The organism is Delftia sp. 11MD (assembly GCF_050907895.1).
GTDB classification, from domain to species: domain Bacteria; phylum Pseudomonadota; class Gammaproteobacteria; order Burkholderiales; family Burkholderiaceae_C; genus Comamonas; species Comamonas tsuruhatensis.
This window is the reverse complement of record NZ_CP194333.1, coordinates 6,500,376-6,515,999: the sequence shown is the minus strand read 5'-3', so window position 1 is coordinate 6,515,999 and position 15,624 is coordinate 6,500,376. Positions and strand designations below refer to the sequence as shown.

Sequence of the window (15,624 nt, the reverse complement as noted above, 5' to 3'; positions counted from 1 at the left end):
CTCGCTGCGTTCACTGCGTGAACTTCGCTCAGACAACCGCAGCGAGTCAGATGACGAAGCAGTCCTGTCCTTCGGCAGGACTGCAACCCCGCAGGCAGCCCGGCGCAGGCGCGGCCATACGGGGAGTGGGTTCGGGCCTTCGCTTCGCTCGGCCTGGAGCGCTGGGGCGTTTGCCGTCTTGAAAGCCTCTATCATTGCGGCGGCCCCCTGTTCAGGGGCTGGTGCGTAAGAACACCTGCGTGTAAAGCGGTGCGGCCTCCCCGTGAGCGAGGCCTTGTCACGTCTGAATTGTCGGATCGTGGGTGCATGCCCACGTCCCTGCGGTTACGGGCGGGATGGGGCTACCCGCAAGGGCGTCCGCACGGCTTTGCACGTGTTCTTAACATCCCGTCCACCTGTCTGTGCGTAAGAACACGGGCCGGTGGTTTTGTTCTCTCGCAAAGGAGTACGAAATCATGTACGGCATTTCCATTTCTGCCTTCCCCTCCACCCATCAAGCGCCCCATGCTGGCGCGTCTGCCGTGGGAGGGGTTGCGCCATGAGTACCGCTTCCACAACCCTGACCCCGCCTACGCCGCAGCAGTTGAGCCATGCCGTGACCGAGATCGGCCGGCTGACGCTGCAAGGCAGCAGCGAGGTGTACTCGCTGGGCCAACTGGCGCTGGCCTGGCTGGAGCGGCCCGAGGGCCATCGCAATCTGGAGGTGGTGGCCAATGCGCTGCAGGCCATTTGCGGGGCTGCGCAGCGGATGGAGGAGCGGGTTGAGGACGAGGTGAGCTACGTGCATTGCCTGCAGGAGGATCCGGCGTATCTGCGGCGGATGGCTGCGGCTTCGGCGGCGTTTGAGCGCTGATTCTCTTTGCAAGCCCTGTCGGGCCTTCGCTTCGCTTGGCCCGGCGTTTCAGTCCAGGACGTTCTTCAGCAGCGTCTTTTCCTGCTCCGTGAGGGCGGCGATGCATTCGTCGCCCAGGGCCTGCAGCAGCCGGGTGCTGTCGGCATTGGCGATGTCCAGGCCCAGGCGCTTTTGCTGGGCGGCGGGCTGCGTGAAGTTCAGGCGCAGGTAGCTGCTGGTGCCCAGTTCCTGGCGGGCCGCCTTGACGGCCTGGACCTCCTGGGCGGCCATGACCAGGTCCAGCAGGGGCTTGACCAGGGTCAGCCCGCGCCGGGGCATGGCCACGGGGTCCTGGCCCTGCTGGGGGTTGGCGGTGCCTACGCTGATCATCACGATGTCGGCCGCTGGCCCCCAGAGCTGGCGGGCGGCCTGCAGGGCCAGCAGGTCGGGCGCGTTGGCGGCGAGTCCGCCGTCCACGAAGACATGGCCTGCTGCGGCGTGCGCGGGAAAGTAGGTGGGGGCGGCCGATGAGGCCAGCATGGCGTCCATCAGCGTCAGGCCCAGTCGGTCCCTGTCGGGCAGGGCGCCGCTGGCCAGCACGTGCAGCTGCGATGAATTCCAGTTCACGGCGGGCAGCAGCAGCGGCACCTGCAGTTGCCCCAGGGCGGACTGCTCCGCTTGCGGCATGGCCTCCTTGATCGCTGCGCGCAGCGGGGCGCTGTCATAGAGCGCCTTGCCCATGGCCTGGCGCAGGCCGGGCAGCCATTTGGAGGGAAAGATGGCGGGGCCGTGGTCCAGCAGCAGTTGCTTGATGCGCGCGGGCTGGCAGCCGCTGGCCAGGGCGGTAGCGATGATGGCGCCGATGGAGGTGCCGGCGAACAGGTCCACTTTCTCCAGCAGGTCGCCGTTGCCGAATTCGCGGTGGATGCGTTCCAGCACATGGGCGCTGAAGAGGCCGCGATAGCCGCCGCCCGAAAGGCTCAGGACGACCCGGCGCCGGCGCAGGCCCTGGCGCACCGCGCTGGACAGGGGCGGTACGTCAAAGTCCATCACAGCGCGTGCACGGCAACGCCCCGGGCGGCGGCCTGCGTCAGGTAGAGGTTGGCGGGCTCGGTGTAGCAGACCTTGAGCAGGTCGGCCGTGGCGATGAGCAGCCGCAGGTCCTGCGCCAGCGGCGCCGTGCCCTGCGGGCCCTGGCTGTCCAGCGGCGCAACGTTGCGCCATTCGATGAAGCGCTCCAGCACCTTGTTGTCCACGCTGGTCAGCATGGAGGCGCCTTCGGCCCGCAGGTTGGCATACAGCGCGTCGAGCAGGGAGAACCATTCGTTGCGGTCACGCAGGTCGTGGAATGCCTCGGCCACGGCCGCCTTGGCGATGGCCATGGACAGGTCGCTGACGATGCAGTCCAGCGGCCGGATGGTGGAGAACCACTGCAGGGTCGCGGGCTCCTGGTTCGCCATCCACAGCAGGCAGCGGGGGCCCAGCAGGTAGCGGCTCATGGCGCGCGCCGGGCGGGTACGTCGATATCGCCGCGCGCCCCGGACATCTGCGCAGCGGACAGATCCACGGCCTGGCGCGGCAGCGGCAGGGACCGGCAGATGTCGGCCACCGTGCGGGGGGCGCGTTCGTTGGCGGACAGGGCCACCATGTGCTCCTCGCTGACGATCACGTAGCGCTTGCGGCCCTGGGAGATGAGGGCCACCCCGTCGTGATCGGCCTGTTTGAGCACCGCGCCGTACTGCGCCTTGAAGACCGAGATCGGCATGGGTGTGGTGTTGCGCGGCATGGCCGAGCCGACCTGGTGGCTCAGGTCCCGCAGGGCGCGGTTCAGCGGGTCGCGCTCGCCCTCGGGCAAGGCAGCGTCGGTGCGGGCGGAGAAATGGGACGGCATGGTCGACCTTTCTGGTCAGGTTGTGCTGTCATTGTTGGTCAGGCTGACCAGGGTGTCAATTGTGGCCATGGCAGGCCCCTGCGGCGCCCCCGCAAGGGGCCGGCCCGCACTTGTACCCCGCCGCGTCTGCGCTACACTTGCCCGCTATGTTCATTCATCGCATGTTCATTGCAGGTTGTGGAGACCGGGGAGCCTGGCCCTGGCGCAAGCCTGTCCAACTGAACAGCTGAAGCACCCGGGGCGCGACCCGGCGTGCACCCGAGGCCCCACGGGCCAATCGAATGAATCGGCGCAATCCATACGCAGCCCGCACCCACATCAGGTCTGCCAGCGCCACGCAATCCGGAGCCTTCCCCCGTGATCACCGAACTCGAATTCAAGAGCCTTGCTGCGCAGGGCTACAACCGCATCCCTCTGATGGTCGAGGCGTTTGCGGACCTCGAAACCCCCCTGTCCCTCTACCTCAAGCTGGCCCATGCGGGCGGTGACGGCAAGCACAGCTTTTTGCTGGAGTCCGTGGTGGGCGGCGAGCGCTTCGGGCGCTACAGCTTCATCGGCCTGCCTGCACGCACGCTGCTGCGCGCCAGCGGCTTCGGCGATGCGGCATGCACCGAGGTGGTGACCGATGGCCAGGTGGTGGAGACGGCCAAGGGCAATCCGCTGGATTTCATCGCTGCCTACCAAAAGCGCTTCAAGGTGGCGCTGCGCCCGGGGCTGCCGCGTTTTTGCGGCGGGCTGGCCGGCTACTTCGGCTACGACGCCGTGCGCTATATCGAGAAGAAGCTGGAAGATTCCTGCCCGCCCGATACGCTCAACTGCCCCGACATCCTGCTGCTGCAGTGCGAGGAAGTGGCGGTGATCGACAACCTGTCGGGCAAGCTGTACCTGATCGTCTACGCCAACCCCGGCGAGAGCGAGGCCTATACGCGCGCCAAGAAGCGGCTGCGGCAGTTGAAGGATCTGCTGCGCTACTCGGTCAGCGCGCCGCAGATCAAGGCCGGCGAGAGCCATCCGGCCCAGCGCAGCTTTGCCAAGGAAGACTACCTGGCGGCCGTGGAGAAGGCCAAGGAGCTGATCGCCGCGGGCGACTTCATGCAGGTGCAGGTGGGCCAGCGCATCCACAAGCGCTTCACGGCCAGCCCCTTGAGCCTGTACCGCGCGCTGCGATCGCTCAATCCCAGCCCCTACATGTACTACTACCACCTGGGCGATTTCCATGTGGTGGGCGCCAGCCCCGAGATCCTGGTGCGCCAGGAGAACACGGACGAGGGCCAGAAGGTCACCATCCGCCCGCTGGCCGGCACGCGCCCGCGCGGCGCCACGCCCGAGGCCGACAAGGCCACCGAAAAGGAACTGGTGGCCGACCCCAAGGAACGCGCCGAGCACGTGATGCTGATCGACCTGGCGCGCAACGACATCGGCCGCATCGCCAAGACGGGCAGCGTGAAGGTGACCGAGGCCTTTGCCGTGGAACGCTACAGCCACGTGATGCACATCGTTAGCAACGTGGAGGGCATTCTGCGCGACGGCATGGACAACATGGATGTGTTCAAGGCCACCTTCCCGGCCGGCACGCTGACGGGCGCGCCCAAGGTGCATGCCATGGAGATCATCGATCAGCTGGAGCCGACCAAGCGCGGCATCTACGGCGGCGCCTGCGGCTACCTGAGCTTTGCGGGCGACATGGACCTGGCCATTGCCATCCGCACGGGCGTGATCAAGGACGGCACGCTCTACGTGCAGGCCGCCGCCGGCGTGGTGGCCGATTCCGTGCCCGAGATGGAATGGAAAGAGACCGAGCACAAGGCGCGCGCACTGATGCGCGCGGCCGAGCTGGTGGAGGAAGGACTGGAATGAGCACGGACCGCGCCAAGCAGGCCATCGACCTGGTGCAGCACTGCACCGACATGCTGGATGTGCGCCGCAATGTGGATGCGCTGGACGATGTGCTGGTGCCGCTGCTGGTCACGCGCATGGGCTACATGCAGCAGGCCGCGCGCATCAAGGCCGATGCGGCCCAGGTGCGCGACGAGGGCCGCATCGAGGCCATCGTGCGCCGCGTGCGCGAGCGCACGGCCGCCGAGGGCGGCCAGCCCGACATGATGGAGGCGGTGTACCGCCACCTCATGGAGGAATGCATTGCCTACGAGCACCGCGAGTTCGCGCGGCTGCGCGAAGGCGGTGCGCAGGACGATCGTTCCTAACCCGGCAGCCAGCGCAGCGCATGGCGCGCTGCCACCCATTCCTCGTTGGTGGGCTCCACGCCCACGGTGACGGCGCTGCCGGTGGCCGAGATCACGGCCGCATCGCGCGCATTGGCCTCGGCGTCCAGCCGCAGGCCCAGAAAACCCAGGCCCTCGCACACGCGCCGCCGTATCTCGGCGCTGTGCTCGCCCACGCCTGCGGTGAACACCAGCAGGTCCAGGCCGCCCAGCACGGCGACCAGGGCGCCGATCTCGCGCACGATGCGCCGCACGTAAAGCGCCAGCGCATCGCGCGCACGCTCGGCCTGGGCATCGGCGCCTGATTCCAGCGGCAGCAGCACGCGCGGCTCGGACGAGGTGCCCGAGACGCCCAGCAGGCCGGACTCGTGGTACAGGATGCGGCCCACTTCCTGCAGGCTGAGCTTTTCGATTTCCATCAGGTAGATCACGGCGCCGGGGTCCAGCGCGCCGGTGCGTGTGCCCATCATCAGGCCATCCAGCGCCGAGAACCCCATGGTCGTCGCCACGCTTTGCAGGCCCTGCATGGCGCACAGGCTGGCGCCGCTGCCCAGGTGGGCCACCAGGGTGCGCCCGCGCGCCAGGTCGCCATGGCGCTCGGGCAGGGCGGTGGCCATGTATTCGTAGGACAGGCCGTGGAAGCCGTAGCGGCGCAGCCCGCGTTCCCAGGCCGCATGCGGCAGGGGCAGCAGTTGCTCGACCTTGGGCAGCGTGTGGTGGAAGGCGGTGTCGAAGCAGGCCACCTGCACCAGTTCGGGCCGCTCGCGCAGCAGGATGTCCATGGCCTCCAGCGCAAAGGGCTGGTGCAGTGGCGCCAGCGGGATGAAGGCCTTGAGGTCGGCCAGCACGCCGGCATCGACGCGCACGGGCTCGAAGTAGCGGCTGCCGCCGTGCACCACGCGGTGGGCGATGGCGGCCACGCGGGCGCCGTCCAGCTGCGCCAGGCGCGCGGTGATGCGCTCGCGGATCAGCTGCAGCGCGGCGCGGTAGGGGTGGGCTGTGTCCAGGGTGATGGCAAAGGGCGGCACGCCGCTCTCGCCGAAGTCGGGCGCGGGCCCGCCTATGCCCTGGACCTTGCCGTTCCACAGCGGCTTGCGCGGCAGCGGGCGCTGGGCACCGTCGAAGACGGCGAACTTGATGCTGGACGAGCCGCAGTTGAGCACCACGACCAGTTCGCGGGCGGGGGAGGATGCGGTGTGGGCAGGGATCATGGCGGCGAGTTCCGGTAGCGGTGGGCCAGCAGCAGGGCGATGGCGCAGGAGGCGATGCGCGAGGCGCGGCTGTCGGCGCGGCTGGTCAGGATCACGGGCACCTTGGCGCCCATGACGATGCCGGCGCTGGCCGCCTCGCCCATGTACATGAGCTGCTTGGCCAGCATGTTGCCGCTTTCCAGGTCGGGCACGACCAGGATATCGGCCTGGCCCGCCACGGGCGAATCGATGCCCTTGGTGCGCGCGGCGGCCATGGACACGGCGTTGTCGAAGGCCAGCGGCCCGTCGAGCACGCCGCCCGCGATCTGGCCCCGGTCGGCCATCTTGCACAGCGCGGCGGCGTCCAGCGTGGCCGGCATGTGCGGGCTCACGGTCTCCACGGCGGCCAGGATGGCGACCTTGGGCTCGGGCACGCCGATGGCATGGGCCAGGGCGATGGCATTGCGCACGATGTCGGCCTTTTGCTGCAGGTCGGGCGCGAGGTTGATGGCCGCATCGGTCACGATGAAGGGGCGCGGGTAGTGCGGCGTCTGCAGCACGAAGCAGTGGCTGACGCGGCGCTTGGTGCGCAGGCCGGCGGCGGCGGCCACGACCTCGGCCATGAGCTCGTCGGTGTGCAGGCTGCCTTTCATGATGGCCTCGACCTCGCCGCAGGCGGCCAGCTCGGCGCCGCGCGTGGCGGCGGCGTGGCTGTGCGGCACGTCCTCGATGCGCAGGCCGCCCAGGTCCAGCCCATGCTCGGCCGCCACGGCCTCCAGCCGCGCGCGCGGGGCCACCAGCACGGGGTCGATCAGGCCTTCGCGGCGCGCGTCCAGCGCGGCCGAGAGGCTGGTCTCGTCGCAGGGATGGACCACGGCCACGCGGATGGGCGGCAGGCCGGCCACATGTGCCAGCAGGCGCTGCAGGCCGTCGCGTCCACCGGCCTCCAGGCGGATCTCGGGCAGGCTGGTGCGCTGGCGCTCGATGTGGCGGGCCGGCGCATGCACGGTGGCCTGGCCCTCGATCACGGCGGCGCCATGCTGGTTGGTGCAGGCCACGGCCAGCGTGACCTGGCGCTGCTCGGCCTGCTTGGCCAGCACCTCCACGCGCACGGTCAGCCGGTCGCCTGCGGCCAGCGGCGCCAGAAAGCGCAGCGTCTGGCCGACCAGGGTGGTGCCGGGGCCGGGCAGGCGCGTGCCCAGCACCGAGGCCAGCAGCATGCCGCCCCACATGCCATGGGCGATCAGGGCCGTGTCGTCATCGTCGGCGCCGGCAACCGTGCCAGCACCGGCACCGGCACCGGCACCGGCACCAGCGCCGTCGGCCACGGCCGCGCCCGACAGGGCGGCGAACAGGCGCAGGTCCTGGGTGCTCAGCGTGCGTTCCAGGCTGGCGCTGTCGCCCACGTCCAGCTCGTCGAAGCTGTGGTTGCGCAGCAGGGCCAGGTCTTCGGGCGGCAGGGCCGCATCGGAGGCAGTGGAGAGGTTCATCGCTTCTTTCGGGTACCTGTGTGCGCGCGGCTGGCCGGTGCGCGCGGGGTGGGCCTGGCGGCCGGGGCTTCGGGTGGGGCCGCTTCCTGGGGGGCCTCCCTGGCCTGCGCCACCTCCAGCGCCTGCACGAAATGCGCCATGGCCTGCAGCAGGCGCTGGTGCTCGGCATCGCTGAGGTTGCCGCCCTGGTTGGCCAGTTCGTCCACCGTGGTCATGCCCCAGCGGATGTCGGCCGCCGGCGAGGCGGCCAGCAACTGGGTGATGGCGGCCATGGCGGCGTCGGGCTCGCGCTGCATCAGCAGGGCCTGGCGGCGCACGATGCGGCGGAACTGCGCCATGTCGGGCGGCACGCCGCCCAGGTGGTCCTGCAGCAGCCGCCAGGCGTGGCGGAAGTGGCGCTCATCGGCCTCGCCACGGGCGCGCAGCACGTGGAACAGGGCGCGGATGACGGCCTCGTACAGCCCGCCCTGGGCCACGCTTTCGTGCAGCCGCGCCAGCTCCTGGCACATGTACTGGCAGTGCTCGGGCGATTCGCCCGGGTGCGGGCGCGGCGGGCCGTCGTCCTGGCGGCTTTGGCCGGCCAGGGCCTGCACCAGGGGCGAGCCATAGATGGCGTGGAACAGCCGCGCCTGCATGGCGTCGCGCTGGTCGCGGTAGGTGTCCAGCATATGCACCACGGCCTGCGACATGGCCTGCTGCGCCTTCAGGAAGGGGTTGTCGGGCTCGACGGGGTGGCGGTCCTCGCGCGCCTGCTCGGCGGCCTGGGCCACGGCAGGGGCCAGCGGGTGGGAGTCCGACCAGTATTCATAGCCCACGCGCAGCGGATGCATGGCCTGCAGCCAGCGCGCCGACAACGGCGTGGACAGGGCCTGCACCCAGGGCTGCACGGTGTTGCGGTACAGGGCGAGGTTGATTTCGGAGACGCGGGCGGCGGCGGCAAAGTGGCGCTCGCTTTCGGGGTCGGGCCGGACGATGTCGCGCACCTCGGCCAGGTCGCTGCGGCGGATCTTCATCAGGTAGGCGGCGTCGGTCAGCTCCTGCGGCGGCACGCCGGCCGGGCGGTCGGCGATCTCGGCGCGGTAGATGCCGGCGGGCAGCAGGTCGATGATGTCGATGTGCGCCGCGAACTCGCGGTGCTCCTTGCGGCCCACGGCGCCCGAGACAAAGATGCCCAGGTGGCCGATGCTGTCGTGCGTGGCGAAGACGATGGTCTGGTCGTGGGCGGCGATGTCCTCGTCATCACGGTACAGGTCGGTGATCCAGCCCAGGGCCTGGCCCGGCGGCGTGATGTTGTCGCCATGCGAGCAGAACACCACGATGGGCGAGCGGATGTTGCGCAGGTCGATGCGCACGCCGTCCGAGGTCGTCAGCTCGGCCGTGGCCAGCCGGTTGCCGATGAACAGGTTGTCCACGATGTACTGCATCTCGCGGCCTTCCAGGAAGACATGGCCGCCCCAGTACTTCTCGAAGCCCAGGTAGCGCGGCCCCTCGGTGTCCACGTCGGCATAGACCTGGTACTGCTTTTCCCACAGCGTGTTGGCGGGGTTGAGGTTCTCGAAGTTCTGCACCAGCCAGGCGCCGTCGAAGCGGCCCGCACCCAGGTCGCTGGTCAGTGCCGTCACCCAGCTGCCGCCCATGAGGCCGCCGCCGTAGCGCATGGGGTTGTCGCCGGCCCAGTACGACAGCGGCGCGCCGGCCACGATGATGGGCCCGAACAGCTCGGGCCAGACGGCGGCCGTCATAAGGATCTGCCAGCCGGCCTGGCAGTTGCCGATGACGGCGGGCTTGCCCCGGCTCTCGGGGTGAAGCTCGGCGACCTTGCGCACGAATTCGGCCTCGGCGCGCATCACGTCCTCGACGGTCTGGCCGGGCACGGGGTCGGGCAGGAAGCCCACGAAGTAGCAGGGATGGCCGGCCTTGAGGGCGGCGCCGATCTCGCTGTCGGGCTTGAAGCCGCCGATGCCAGGGCCGTGGCCCGCGCGCGGATCGACGACGATGAAGGGGCGCTTGGCCGGGTCGATGACCGTGCCCTCCATGGGCGCGATGCGTGCCAGCCCGTAGTTGACGGGACGCGGCAGCTCCAGGCCCGACATCACGATCTCGGCTTGGAAGCTCAGCACATTGGGCACTTCCTCGGCCAGGTGGGCGCGGTACTGGTTGCCGCGCTGGCGCCGGATGTCGGCATACAGCAGCGTGCGCTGCCAGGCATCGGTGGCGTACTGTGCAGCTGCCTGGGGCAGCTTCAGCGGATCGCCCCACAGTGCCCCCACGTCCACGGTGCCGTGGCTATCGAGGTGCTCGTTCATCTGGCCCACTCCTTTAACGGGCATGTCCTGCCCCCTGCTTGCAGATTGCGTGTGAATGGCCGCCAAACGGCCCCGCGCCTGCGGGACCGTGCGGCTTGTGTCAACCCCTGGGCTCTTCAGCCGTGGGCGGCAGCGTCCCGGGCCGTTTCGGCGGCAGCCGCTGCAATGGGCTGCTGCGCCGCATGGTCGGGCGGGGTGACGGATGGGGTCACGGACTGGGCCATGGACTGCACGGCCGAGGTCCAGCGCGCCAGCAGGTCGCTCCAGGGCACGGCAGTGTCGGCCGCGCCCTGGGCGCCGCCGCTCAGCGTGGCTGCCACCTGCTGCTGCCAGTCGTGCACGGCCTGCTGCACGCCCTGGGCCAGGGTCATCTGGCTGGCCATGGCGGTCTGGGCCAGGGCCTGGGCATGGCCCATGCGCAGGTGGGCGTGGCGCCAGAAGGCCTGGGCGGGCAGGGTGGCCAGCTCCTGCCAGCTGCTGGTCTGCTGCACGCCCTCGATCTCGTTGCCGGTCTCGGCGATGCGCTCGGGGCCGTTGCGTGCGGCATGCTCCAGCCATTGCTGGCCGCTTTCCTGCAGCAGCCGGCTCAGGTGCAGCTGCAGTTCGAGCTGGGCCTTGAGCAGATGGAGGGGAATGGTCTGTGCGCTCATATGGAACTCCTTGCTGGTTGACGTGGAAAGATGCCTTGGCGGCGGAACGAAACTCAGGCCATCTGGCCGATGGTCTTGCGAAAGCGGGCGAGCGTGAGGGCGAACAGCACGGAGCCGATGGCGGCCAGTGCGAGAAAGGGCTTCCAGACCACGTCCAGCCCCGCTCCGCGGTAGAGGATGGCCTGCGACAGCTCGACAAAGTGGGTGGTCGGCGCGGCCAGCATGATGGTCTGCACCAGCTGCGGCATGCTTTCGCGCGGCGTCATGGCGCCCGACAGCAGCTGCAGCGGCAGCAGCACGAGCACCAGCAGCATGCCGAACTGTGGCATGTTGCGCGCCAGCGTGGCAAGGAAGATCCCCAGCGACGTTGTGGCGAACAGGCACAGCGCGGCCCCTGCCAGGAACAGCGGCTGAGAGCCTTCGATGGGAACGCCCAGGGCGCCGCGCACCACGAGGTTGAGCGAGGCAAAGGCGGTGACCAGCACGACCAGTCCCATGGACCATATCTTGGCCAGCATGATCTCGGTCGGTGTCACCGGCATGACCAGCAGGTGCTCCACCGTGCCGTGCTCGCGCTCGCGGATCAGCGCCGCGCCCGTGAGGATGATGGACAGCATGGTCACGTTGTTGATGATCTGCATCAGCCCGCCGAACCAGACCTTGTCCAGCGCGGGATTGAAGCGCGCGCGCACCACCAGGTCCACGGGCAGGGCGGTGGCGCCCCGAAAGCGCCGCACGAACTCGCTGACCTCGGCCGAGACGATCTGCTGCACATAGCTGTTGCCCGTGAAGGCCTGGCTCATGCGCGTGGCGTCCACGTTCAGCTGCAGCTCGGGCGCGCGGCCCGCCAGCACGTCGCGCTGGAAGTTGGGCGGGATGTTGAGCACGAAGGTGTAGGTGCCCGAGTCCATGCCCGGGTCCATCTGCGTGCGGTCGATCATGGCCGGCGGCGCGAACTGCGGCGGATAGAAGGCGCCCGCGATGCGCTGCGACAGCGGCGAGCCGTCCTCGTCCACGATGGCGATGGGCGCGTTGTGCAGGCTCTCGGGCATGGCCGTGGCCGCCGTGTAGATGGAGACCGTGAACACATAGGCGATGAGCACCAGCAGCACGGGGTCGCGCCACAGGCTCCACAGCTCCTTGACGCCCAGCCGGTAGATGTTGGAGAAAAGGCGGGTGCGCATGTCAGCTCTCCTGCTTCCGGGTCAGTGCAATGGCCAGGCCCAGGATCACCGGCACGGACAGCAGCAGCGGCCCGAACGAGCCGGCCAGCTCCCGAAAGCCCAGCGCCTTGCTGAACACGCCGCGGCTGATGGCGATCATGTGGCTGGCCGGATAGACCTCGCCGATGGCGCGGCCCACGCCCTCCAGCGAGGACACGGGGTCGACCAGGCCTGCGAACTGCGTGGTGGGGATCAGCGTGCCGATCAGCACCAGGAACATCGAGGCGATCTGGCTGCGCGTCAGCGTGGAGGCCAGCAGGCCGAAGCCCGTGGAGGCGCCGCTGAAGATCAGCGCCGCCAGGGCCAGCGTGGCAAAGCTGCCCGTCACGGGCACGCCGAACAGGGTGACGGCCATCAGGCACATCAGCAGGAAGTTCAGCATGGCCAGCACCACATAGGGCAGTTGCTTGCCCAGCAGGAATTCGGTGCGCGTGACCGGCGTGACGTAGAGGTTGGTGATGGAGCCGCTTTCCTTCTCGCGCACCACGGCCAGCGCCGTCAGCATGGCCGGCAAAAGCAGCAGCAGCAGGGGCATGACGGCCGGCACCATGGCCGGCAGGCTGCGCACGTCGGGGTTGTAGCGAAAGCGCGTCTGGATGTCGATGAGGCCGGCCGGCGCCACGCCCAGGCGCTCGCGCGCCTGCTCGGTCAGCCAGTGCTGGTGGATGCCCTGCAGGTAGCCGCGCACGGTCTCGGCGCGCGTGGGCATGGCGCCGTCGAACCAGGCGCCCACCTGCACGGAGCCGCCGCGCAGCACATCGCGCGCAAAGCCCGGGGGGATCTCGATGGCCAGGGTCAGCTCGCCGCTGCGCATGCGGCGGTCCAGTGCGTCGTAGTCGGTCAGCGGCGGCTGCTCGATGAAGTAGCGCGAGCCCGACAGGCTCATCGCATAGCTGCGGCTGATGGTGGTCTGGTCGCGGTCCAGCACGGCAAAGCGCAGGTCCTCCACGTCCAGGCTGATGCCGTAGCCCATCACGAACATCAGGATCAGCGAGCCCACCAGGGCCAGCGTGGCGCGCACCGGGTCGCGCTGCAGCTCCAGCGCTTCGCGCCAGACATAGCTGAGCATGCGCTGGGCGCTGAAATGGCGGCGGCGCGCAGCGTGCGTTTCCACGGCAGCGGGGGCGGCAGGCGCGGCCGGTTCCTCGGCGGCCGGGGCCTCGCCGCCACCGGCCTCGACCAGGTAGCCGATGAAGGCTTCCTCCAGCGTGGCCGCGCCGCGCTTGGCCACCAGGCGCGCGGGCGTGTCGCTGTCCAGCACCTTGCCCGCATGCATCATGGACATGCGGTCGCAGCGCTCGGCCTCGTTCATGAAGTGGGTGGAGATGAAGATGGTCACGCGGTCGCGCCGCGACAGCTCCACCAGCAGGCGCCAGAAGCCGTCGCGCGCCACGGGGTCCACGCCCGAGGTGGGCTCGTCCAGGATGAGCAGCTCGGGCTTGTGCACCATGGCCACGGCCAGCGACAGGCGCTGGCGCATGCCCAGCGGCAGGGCGGCCGGCAGGCTGTGCTGCGCGGCCTCCAGGTCGAAGCGCTGCAGCATCTCGGCCACGCGCGCGGGAATGTTCGCCTCGGGCACGCCGAACAGGCGCGCGTGCAGCACCAGGTTCTGGTGCACGGTCAGCTCGCCGTACAGCGAGAACGCCTGGGTCATGTAGCCCACGCGGCGGCGCGTGTCGATGTCGCGCGGGTCCACGGGCTGGCCGAACAGCCAGGCCTGGCCCTCGCTGGCCGGCAGCAGGCCGGTCAGCATCTTCATGGTGGTGCTCTTGCCGCAGCCGTTGGAGCCCAGGAAGCCGAAGATCTCGCCGCGGCGGATGCGGAAGGACACATGGTCCACGGCGACGAAGTCGCCAAATCGCATGGTCAGGTCCCTGGCCTCGATGGCGATGTCGTCCTCGCCGCCCTCGGGCAGGGGTGCAATGGTGACGGGCGCATGGCCGCGCTTTTTCTCTTCGGGCAGCAGGGCGATGAAGGCCTCTTCCAGCGAGCGGCTGTCCGTGCGCTGCAGCAGCTCGGCCGGCGTGCCCGTGGCCAGCACGCGGCCCTCGTCCATGGCCACCAGCCAGTCGAAGCGCTGGGCCTCGTCCATGTAGGCCGTGGCCACCAGCACGCTCATGCCGGGGCGCTGGCGGCGGATGCGCGCGATCAGGTCCCAGAACTGGGCGCGCGCCAGCGGGTCCACGCCCGTGGTGGGCTCGTCAAGAATGAGCAGGTCGGGGTCGTGGATCAGCGCGCAGCACAGGCCCAGCTTCTGCTTCATGCCGCCCGACAGCTTGCCGGCCGGCCGCTCCAGGAATTTGCGCAGGCCCGTGGCCTGGGTGAGGTCGTCGATGCGGCGCCGCCGCTCGGCCGCGTCATGGCCGAACAGGCGCGCGAAGAACTGCAGGTTCTCCTCCACCGACAGCGTGGGATAGAGGTTGCGCCCCAGGCCCTGCGGCATGTAGGCCACGCGCGGGCAGACGGCCTCGCGGTGCCGGCGCTGGGCCATGTCGCCGCCCAGCACCTCGACGCTGCCTTCCTGGATCTGGCGCGCCCCGGAGATCAGCGCCATGAGGCTGGACTTGCCCACGCCGTCCGGCCCGATCAGGCCGACCATGCGGCCTTCGGGAATGTCCAGGTCGATGCCCGCCAGCGCCTCGACCTGGCCATAGCGCTGGTGCACGCCCTTCAGGCGCACGACCCAGCCGCTGGCGTGGGGCGTCGTGCTCTGGCTCATTGCGCGGGCTGGGCTGGCAGCTTGATGGCCAGGTTGGCGGGCCACTCATGGCTGGCATCGGTGCGCAGCCAGGCCATGCCGGGCACGCCGGTCTTGACCTGTTCCAGATGGCGGCGCAGCAGCTCCGGCGGGATCTGGGCGCGCACGCGGAACATCAGCTTCTGGCGCTCGCTGGCGGTCTCCACGGTCTTGGGCGTGAACTGGGCCTGGCTGGCGACGAAGGAGACGCGGGCCGGGATCACGTACTCGGGCGCGGCGTCCAGCACCAGGCGCACCTCGCTGCCCAGGGCGATGCGCCCGGCGGCGGTCTCGGGCACGAAGAAGGTCATGTAGACATCGGACAGGTCCAGCAGGTTGAGCACGCGCCCGCCTGCGCCCAGCACCTCGCCGGGCTGGGCCACGCGCAGCTGCACGCGGCCGTCGCGCGGGGCCTTGAGCACGCCGTCGTCGATGTCGGCCTGCACGCGCGCCACCGTGGCTGTGGCCGCCTGCACCTGGGAGCGCACGCCCACCACCTGGGCCTCGGCCGCCTTCACGGCGGCCTGGGCAGCGGCGGCCTGTGCGCGCGTGGCGGCCAGCGCCGCCTCGCTGCCGCGCACGCGGGCGCGGTCGTCATCGAGCTCCTGCACCGAGGAGGCACCCTCGCGCGCCAGCGTTTCCGAGCGCTTGAAGCGGCGCTGCGCGGCGTCCACCTCGGTCTCGCGCTGCACGATCAGGGCCTGGGCGGCGGCCAGGTCGCTGCGGCGCAGGGTGACCTGGGCCTCGGCCGCGGCCACGCTGTGCTCGGCCTGCTGGCGCATGGCGTCGGCTTCCTGGCGCTGGGCGCGCAGGGTGTCGATCTGCATGCGCGCCACGGGCTGGCCGGCCTGCACGAAGTCGCCCTCGCGCACCAGGATTTCCTCCACGCGGCCGGGCAGCTTGGTGGAGATGTCGATCTCGGTGGCCTCGACCCGGCCATTGCTGCCGACGAAGCCCTCGCCCGGGCCCTTGGGCGTGAAGGTCTTCCAGGCCCACCAGGCCACGAGGGCCAGGACCGCCACGGCGGCGATCGGCACGATCTTGTTCTTCAGAGAGGTGTTCTTGTCCATGGGCGGGTCCGGA

The 15,624-nt window shown here is 69.8% G+C and carries 13 protein-coding genes; 3 read left to right on the top strand and 10 right to left on the bottom strand.

Annotation, left to right across the window (positions count from 1 at the left end; all coding sequences use genetic code 11):
* Nucleotides 1-538 precede the first annotated feature (538 nt).
* Nucleotides 539-853, top strand: coding sequence for a hypothetical protein (locus ACRSCF_RS29850; RefSeq protein ID WP_034366371.1), 315 nt, complete (start codon nt 539-541; stop codon nt 851-853).
* Between the two features lie 48 nt (nt 854-901).
* Here ACRSCF_RS29850 and ACRSCF_RS29845 read toward each other — a convergent pair whose 3' ends face one another.
* From ACRSCF_RS29845 to ACRSCF_RS29835, 3 genes are read right to left on the bottom strand one after another with little or no spacing between them, the layout of a single operon-like run.
* Nucleotides 902-1,882, bottom strand: coding sequence for a CBASS cGAMP-activated phospholipase (locus ACRSCF_RS29845; protein WP_244387654.1), 981 nt, complete (start codon nt 1,880-1,882; stop codon nt 902-904).
* Nucleotides 1,882-2,331, bottom strand: coding sequence for a hypothetical protein (locus ACRSCF_RS29840; protein WP_034366374.1), 450 nt, complete (start codon nt 2,329-2,331; stop codon nt 1,882-1,884). The genes ACRSCF_RS29845 and ACRSCF_RS29840 overlap by 1 nt, the downstream gene beginning before the upstream one ends.
* The gene (locus ACRSCF_RS29835; RefSeq protein WP_013804688.1) at nt 2,328-2,723 is read right to left on the bottom strand and encodes a hypothetical protein; all 396 of its coding nucleotides are present in this window, start codon (nt 2,721-2,723) and stop codon (nt 2,328-2,330) included. Before ACRSCF_RS29835 ends, ACRSCF_RS29840 begins: the two co-directional genes overlap by 4 nt.
* 357 nt (nt 2,724-3,080) lie before the next feature.
* Here ACRSCF_RS29835 and trpE point away from each other — a divergent pair, with 357 nt between their 5' ends.
* Entirely contained in the window at nt 3,081-4,580 is a 1,500-nt protein-coding gene (gene trpE, locus ACRSCF_RS29830; RefSeq protein ID WP_016449525.1) for an anthranilate synthase component I, read from the top strand.
* Nucleotides 4,577-4,927, top strand: coding sequence for a chorismate mutase (locus ACRSCF_RS29825; RefSeq protein WP_016449526.1), 351 nt, complete (start codon nt 4,577-4,579; stop codon nt 4,925-4,927). Before trpE ends, ACRSCF_RS29825 begins: the two co-directional genes overlap by 4 nt.
* Here ACRSCF_RS29825 and ACRSCF_RS29820 read toward each other — a convergent pair.
* The 7 genes from ACRSCF_RS29820 to ACRSCF_RS29790 all read right to left on the bottom strand — a co-directional run bounded on the left by ACRSCF_RS29820 (nt 4,924) and on the right by ACRSCF_RS29790 (nt 15,611).
* Entirely contained in the window at nt 4,924-6,156 is a 1,233-nt protein-coding gene (locus tag ACRSCF_RS29820; protein WP_244387653.1) for an acetate/propionate family kinase, read from the bottom strand. The genes ACRSCF_RS29825 and ACRSCF_RS29820 overlap by 4 nt on opposite strands.
* Entirely contained in the window at nt 6,153-7,625 is a 1,473-nt protein-coding gene (locus ACRSCF_RS29815) for a bifunctional enoyl-CoA hydratase/phosphate acetyltransferase (RefSeq protein WP_034366455.1), read from the bottom strand. The genes ACRSCF_RS29820 and ACRSCF_RS29815 overlap by 4 nt, the downstream gene beginning before the upstream one ends.
* Nucleotides 7,622-9,931, bottom strand: coding sequence for a DUF3141 domain-containing protein (locus ACRSCF_RS29810; protein WP_047472286.1), 2,310 nt, complete (start codon nt 9,929-9,931; stop codon nt 7,622-7,624). The genes ACRSCF_RS29815 and ACRSCF_RS29810 overlap by 4 nt, the downstream gene beginning before the upstream one ends.
* A 116-nt stretch (nt 9,932-10,047) precedes the next feature.
* Nucleotides 10,048-10,581 carry a hypothetical protein gene (locus ACRSCF_RS29805; RefSeq protein ID WP_016453976.1) on the bottom strand — a complete coding sequence of 178 codons (534 nt, stop codon included), beginning with the start codon at nt 10,579-10,581 and terminating at the stop codon, nt 10,048-10,050.
* A 53-nt stretch (nt 10,582-10,634) separates the two neighbouring features.
* Nucleotides 10,635-11,765: an ABC transporter permease gene (locus ACRSCF_RS29800; protein ID WP_017405871.1), complete on the bottom strand. Its 1,131-nt coding sequence runs from the start codon at nt 11,763-11,765 to the stop codon at nt 10,635-10,637.
* 1 nt (nt 11,766) lies between these two features.
* Complete coding sequence (gene rbbA, locus ACRSCF_RS29795; protein WP_034366378.1) at nt 11,767-14,523, bottom strand: ribosome-associated ATPase/putative transporter RbbA; 2,757 nt, start codon at nt 14,521-14,523, stop codon at nt 11,767-11,769.
* A complete protein-coding gene (locus ACRSCF_RS29790; RefSeq protein ID WP_012202692.1) occupies nt 14,520-15,611 on the bottom strand; it encodes an HlyD family secretion protein in 1,092 nt (363 codons plus the stop codon). Before ACRSCF_RS29790 ends, rbbA begins: the two co-directional genes overlap by 4 nt.
* Between the last annotated feature and the right edge of the window lie 13 nt (nt 15,612-15,624).

Coding starts and splice junctions, on each gene's coding strand:
- ACRSCF_RS29850 (WP_034366371.1), top strand. CDS start 539: ATGAGTACCGCTTCCACAACCCTGACCCCGCCTACGCCGCAGCAGTTG.
- ACRSCF_RS29845 (WP_244387654.1), bottom strand. CDS start 1,882: ATGGACTTTGACGTACCGCCCCTGTCCAGCGCGGTGCGCCAGGGCCTG.
- ACRSCF_RS29840 (WP_034366374.1), bottom strand. CDS start 2,331: ATGAGCCGCTACCTGCTGGGCCCCCGCTGCCTGCTGTGGATGGCGAAC.
- ACRSCF_RS29835 (WP_013804688.1), bottom strand. CDS start 2,723: ATGCCGTCCCATTTCTCCGCCCGCACCGACGCTGCCTTGCCCGAGGGC.
- ACRSCF_RS29825 (WP_016449526.1), top strand. CDS start 4,577: ATGAGCACGGACCGCGCCAAGCAGGCCATCGACCTGGTGCAGCACTGC.
- ACRSCF_RS29820 (WP_244387653.1), bottom strand. CDS start 6,156: ATGATCCCTGCCCACACCGCATCCTCCCCCGCCCGCGAACTGGTCGTG.
- ACRSCF_RS29815 (WP_034366455.1), bottom strand. CDS start 7,625: ATGAACCTCTCCACTGCCTCCGATGCGGCCCTGCCGCCCGAAGACCTG.
- ACRSCF_RS29810 (WP_047472286.1), bottom strand. CDS start 9,931: ATGAACGAGCACCTCGATAGCCACGGCACCGTGGACGTGGGGGCACTG.
- ACRSCF_RS29805 (WP_016453976.1), bottom strand. CDS start 10,581: ATGAGCGCACAGACCATTCCCCTCCATCTGCTCAAGGCCCAGCTCGAA.
- ACRSCF_RS29800 (WP_017405871.1), bottom strand. CDS start 11,765: ATGCGCACCCGCCTTTTCTCCAACATCTACCGGCTGGGCGTCAAGGAG.
- rbbA (WP_034366378.1), bottom strand. CDS start 14,523: ATGAGCCAGAGCACGACGCCCCACGCCAGCGGCTGGGTCGTGCGCCTG.
- ACRSCF_RS29790 (WP_012202692.1), bottom strand. CDS start 15,611: ATGGACAAGAACACCTCTCTGAAGAACAAGATCGTGCCGATCGCCGCC.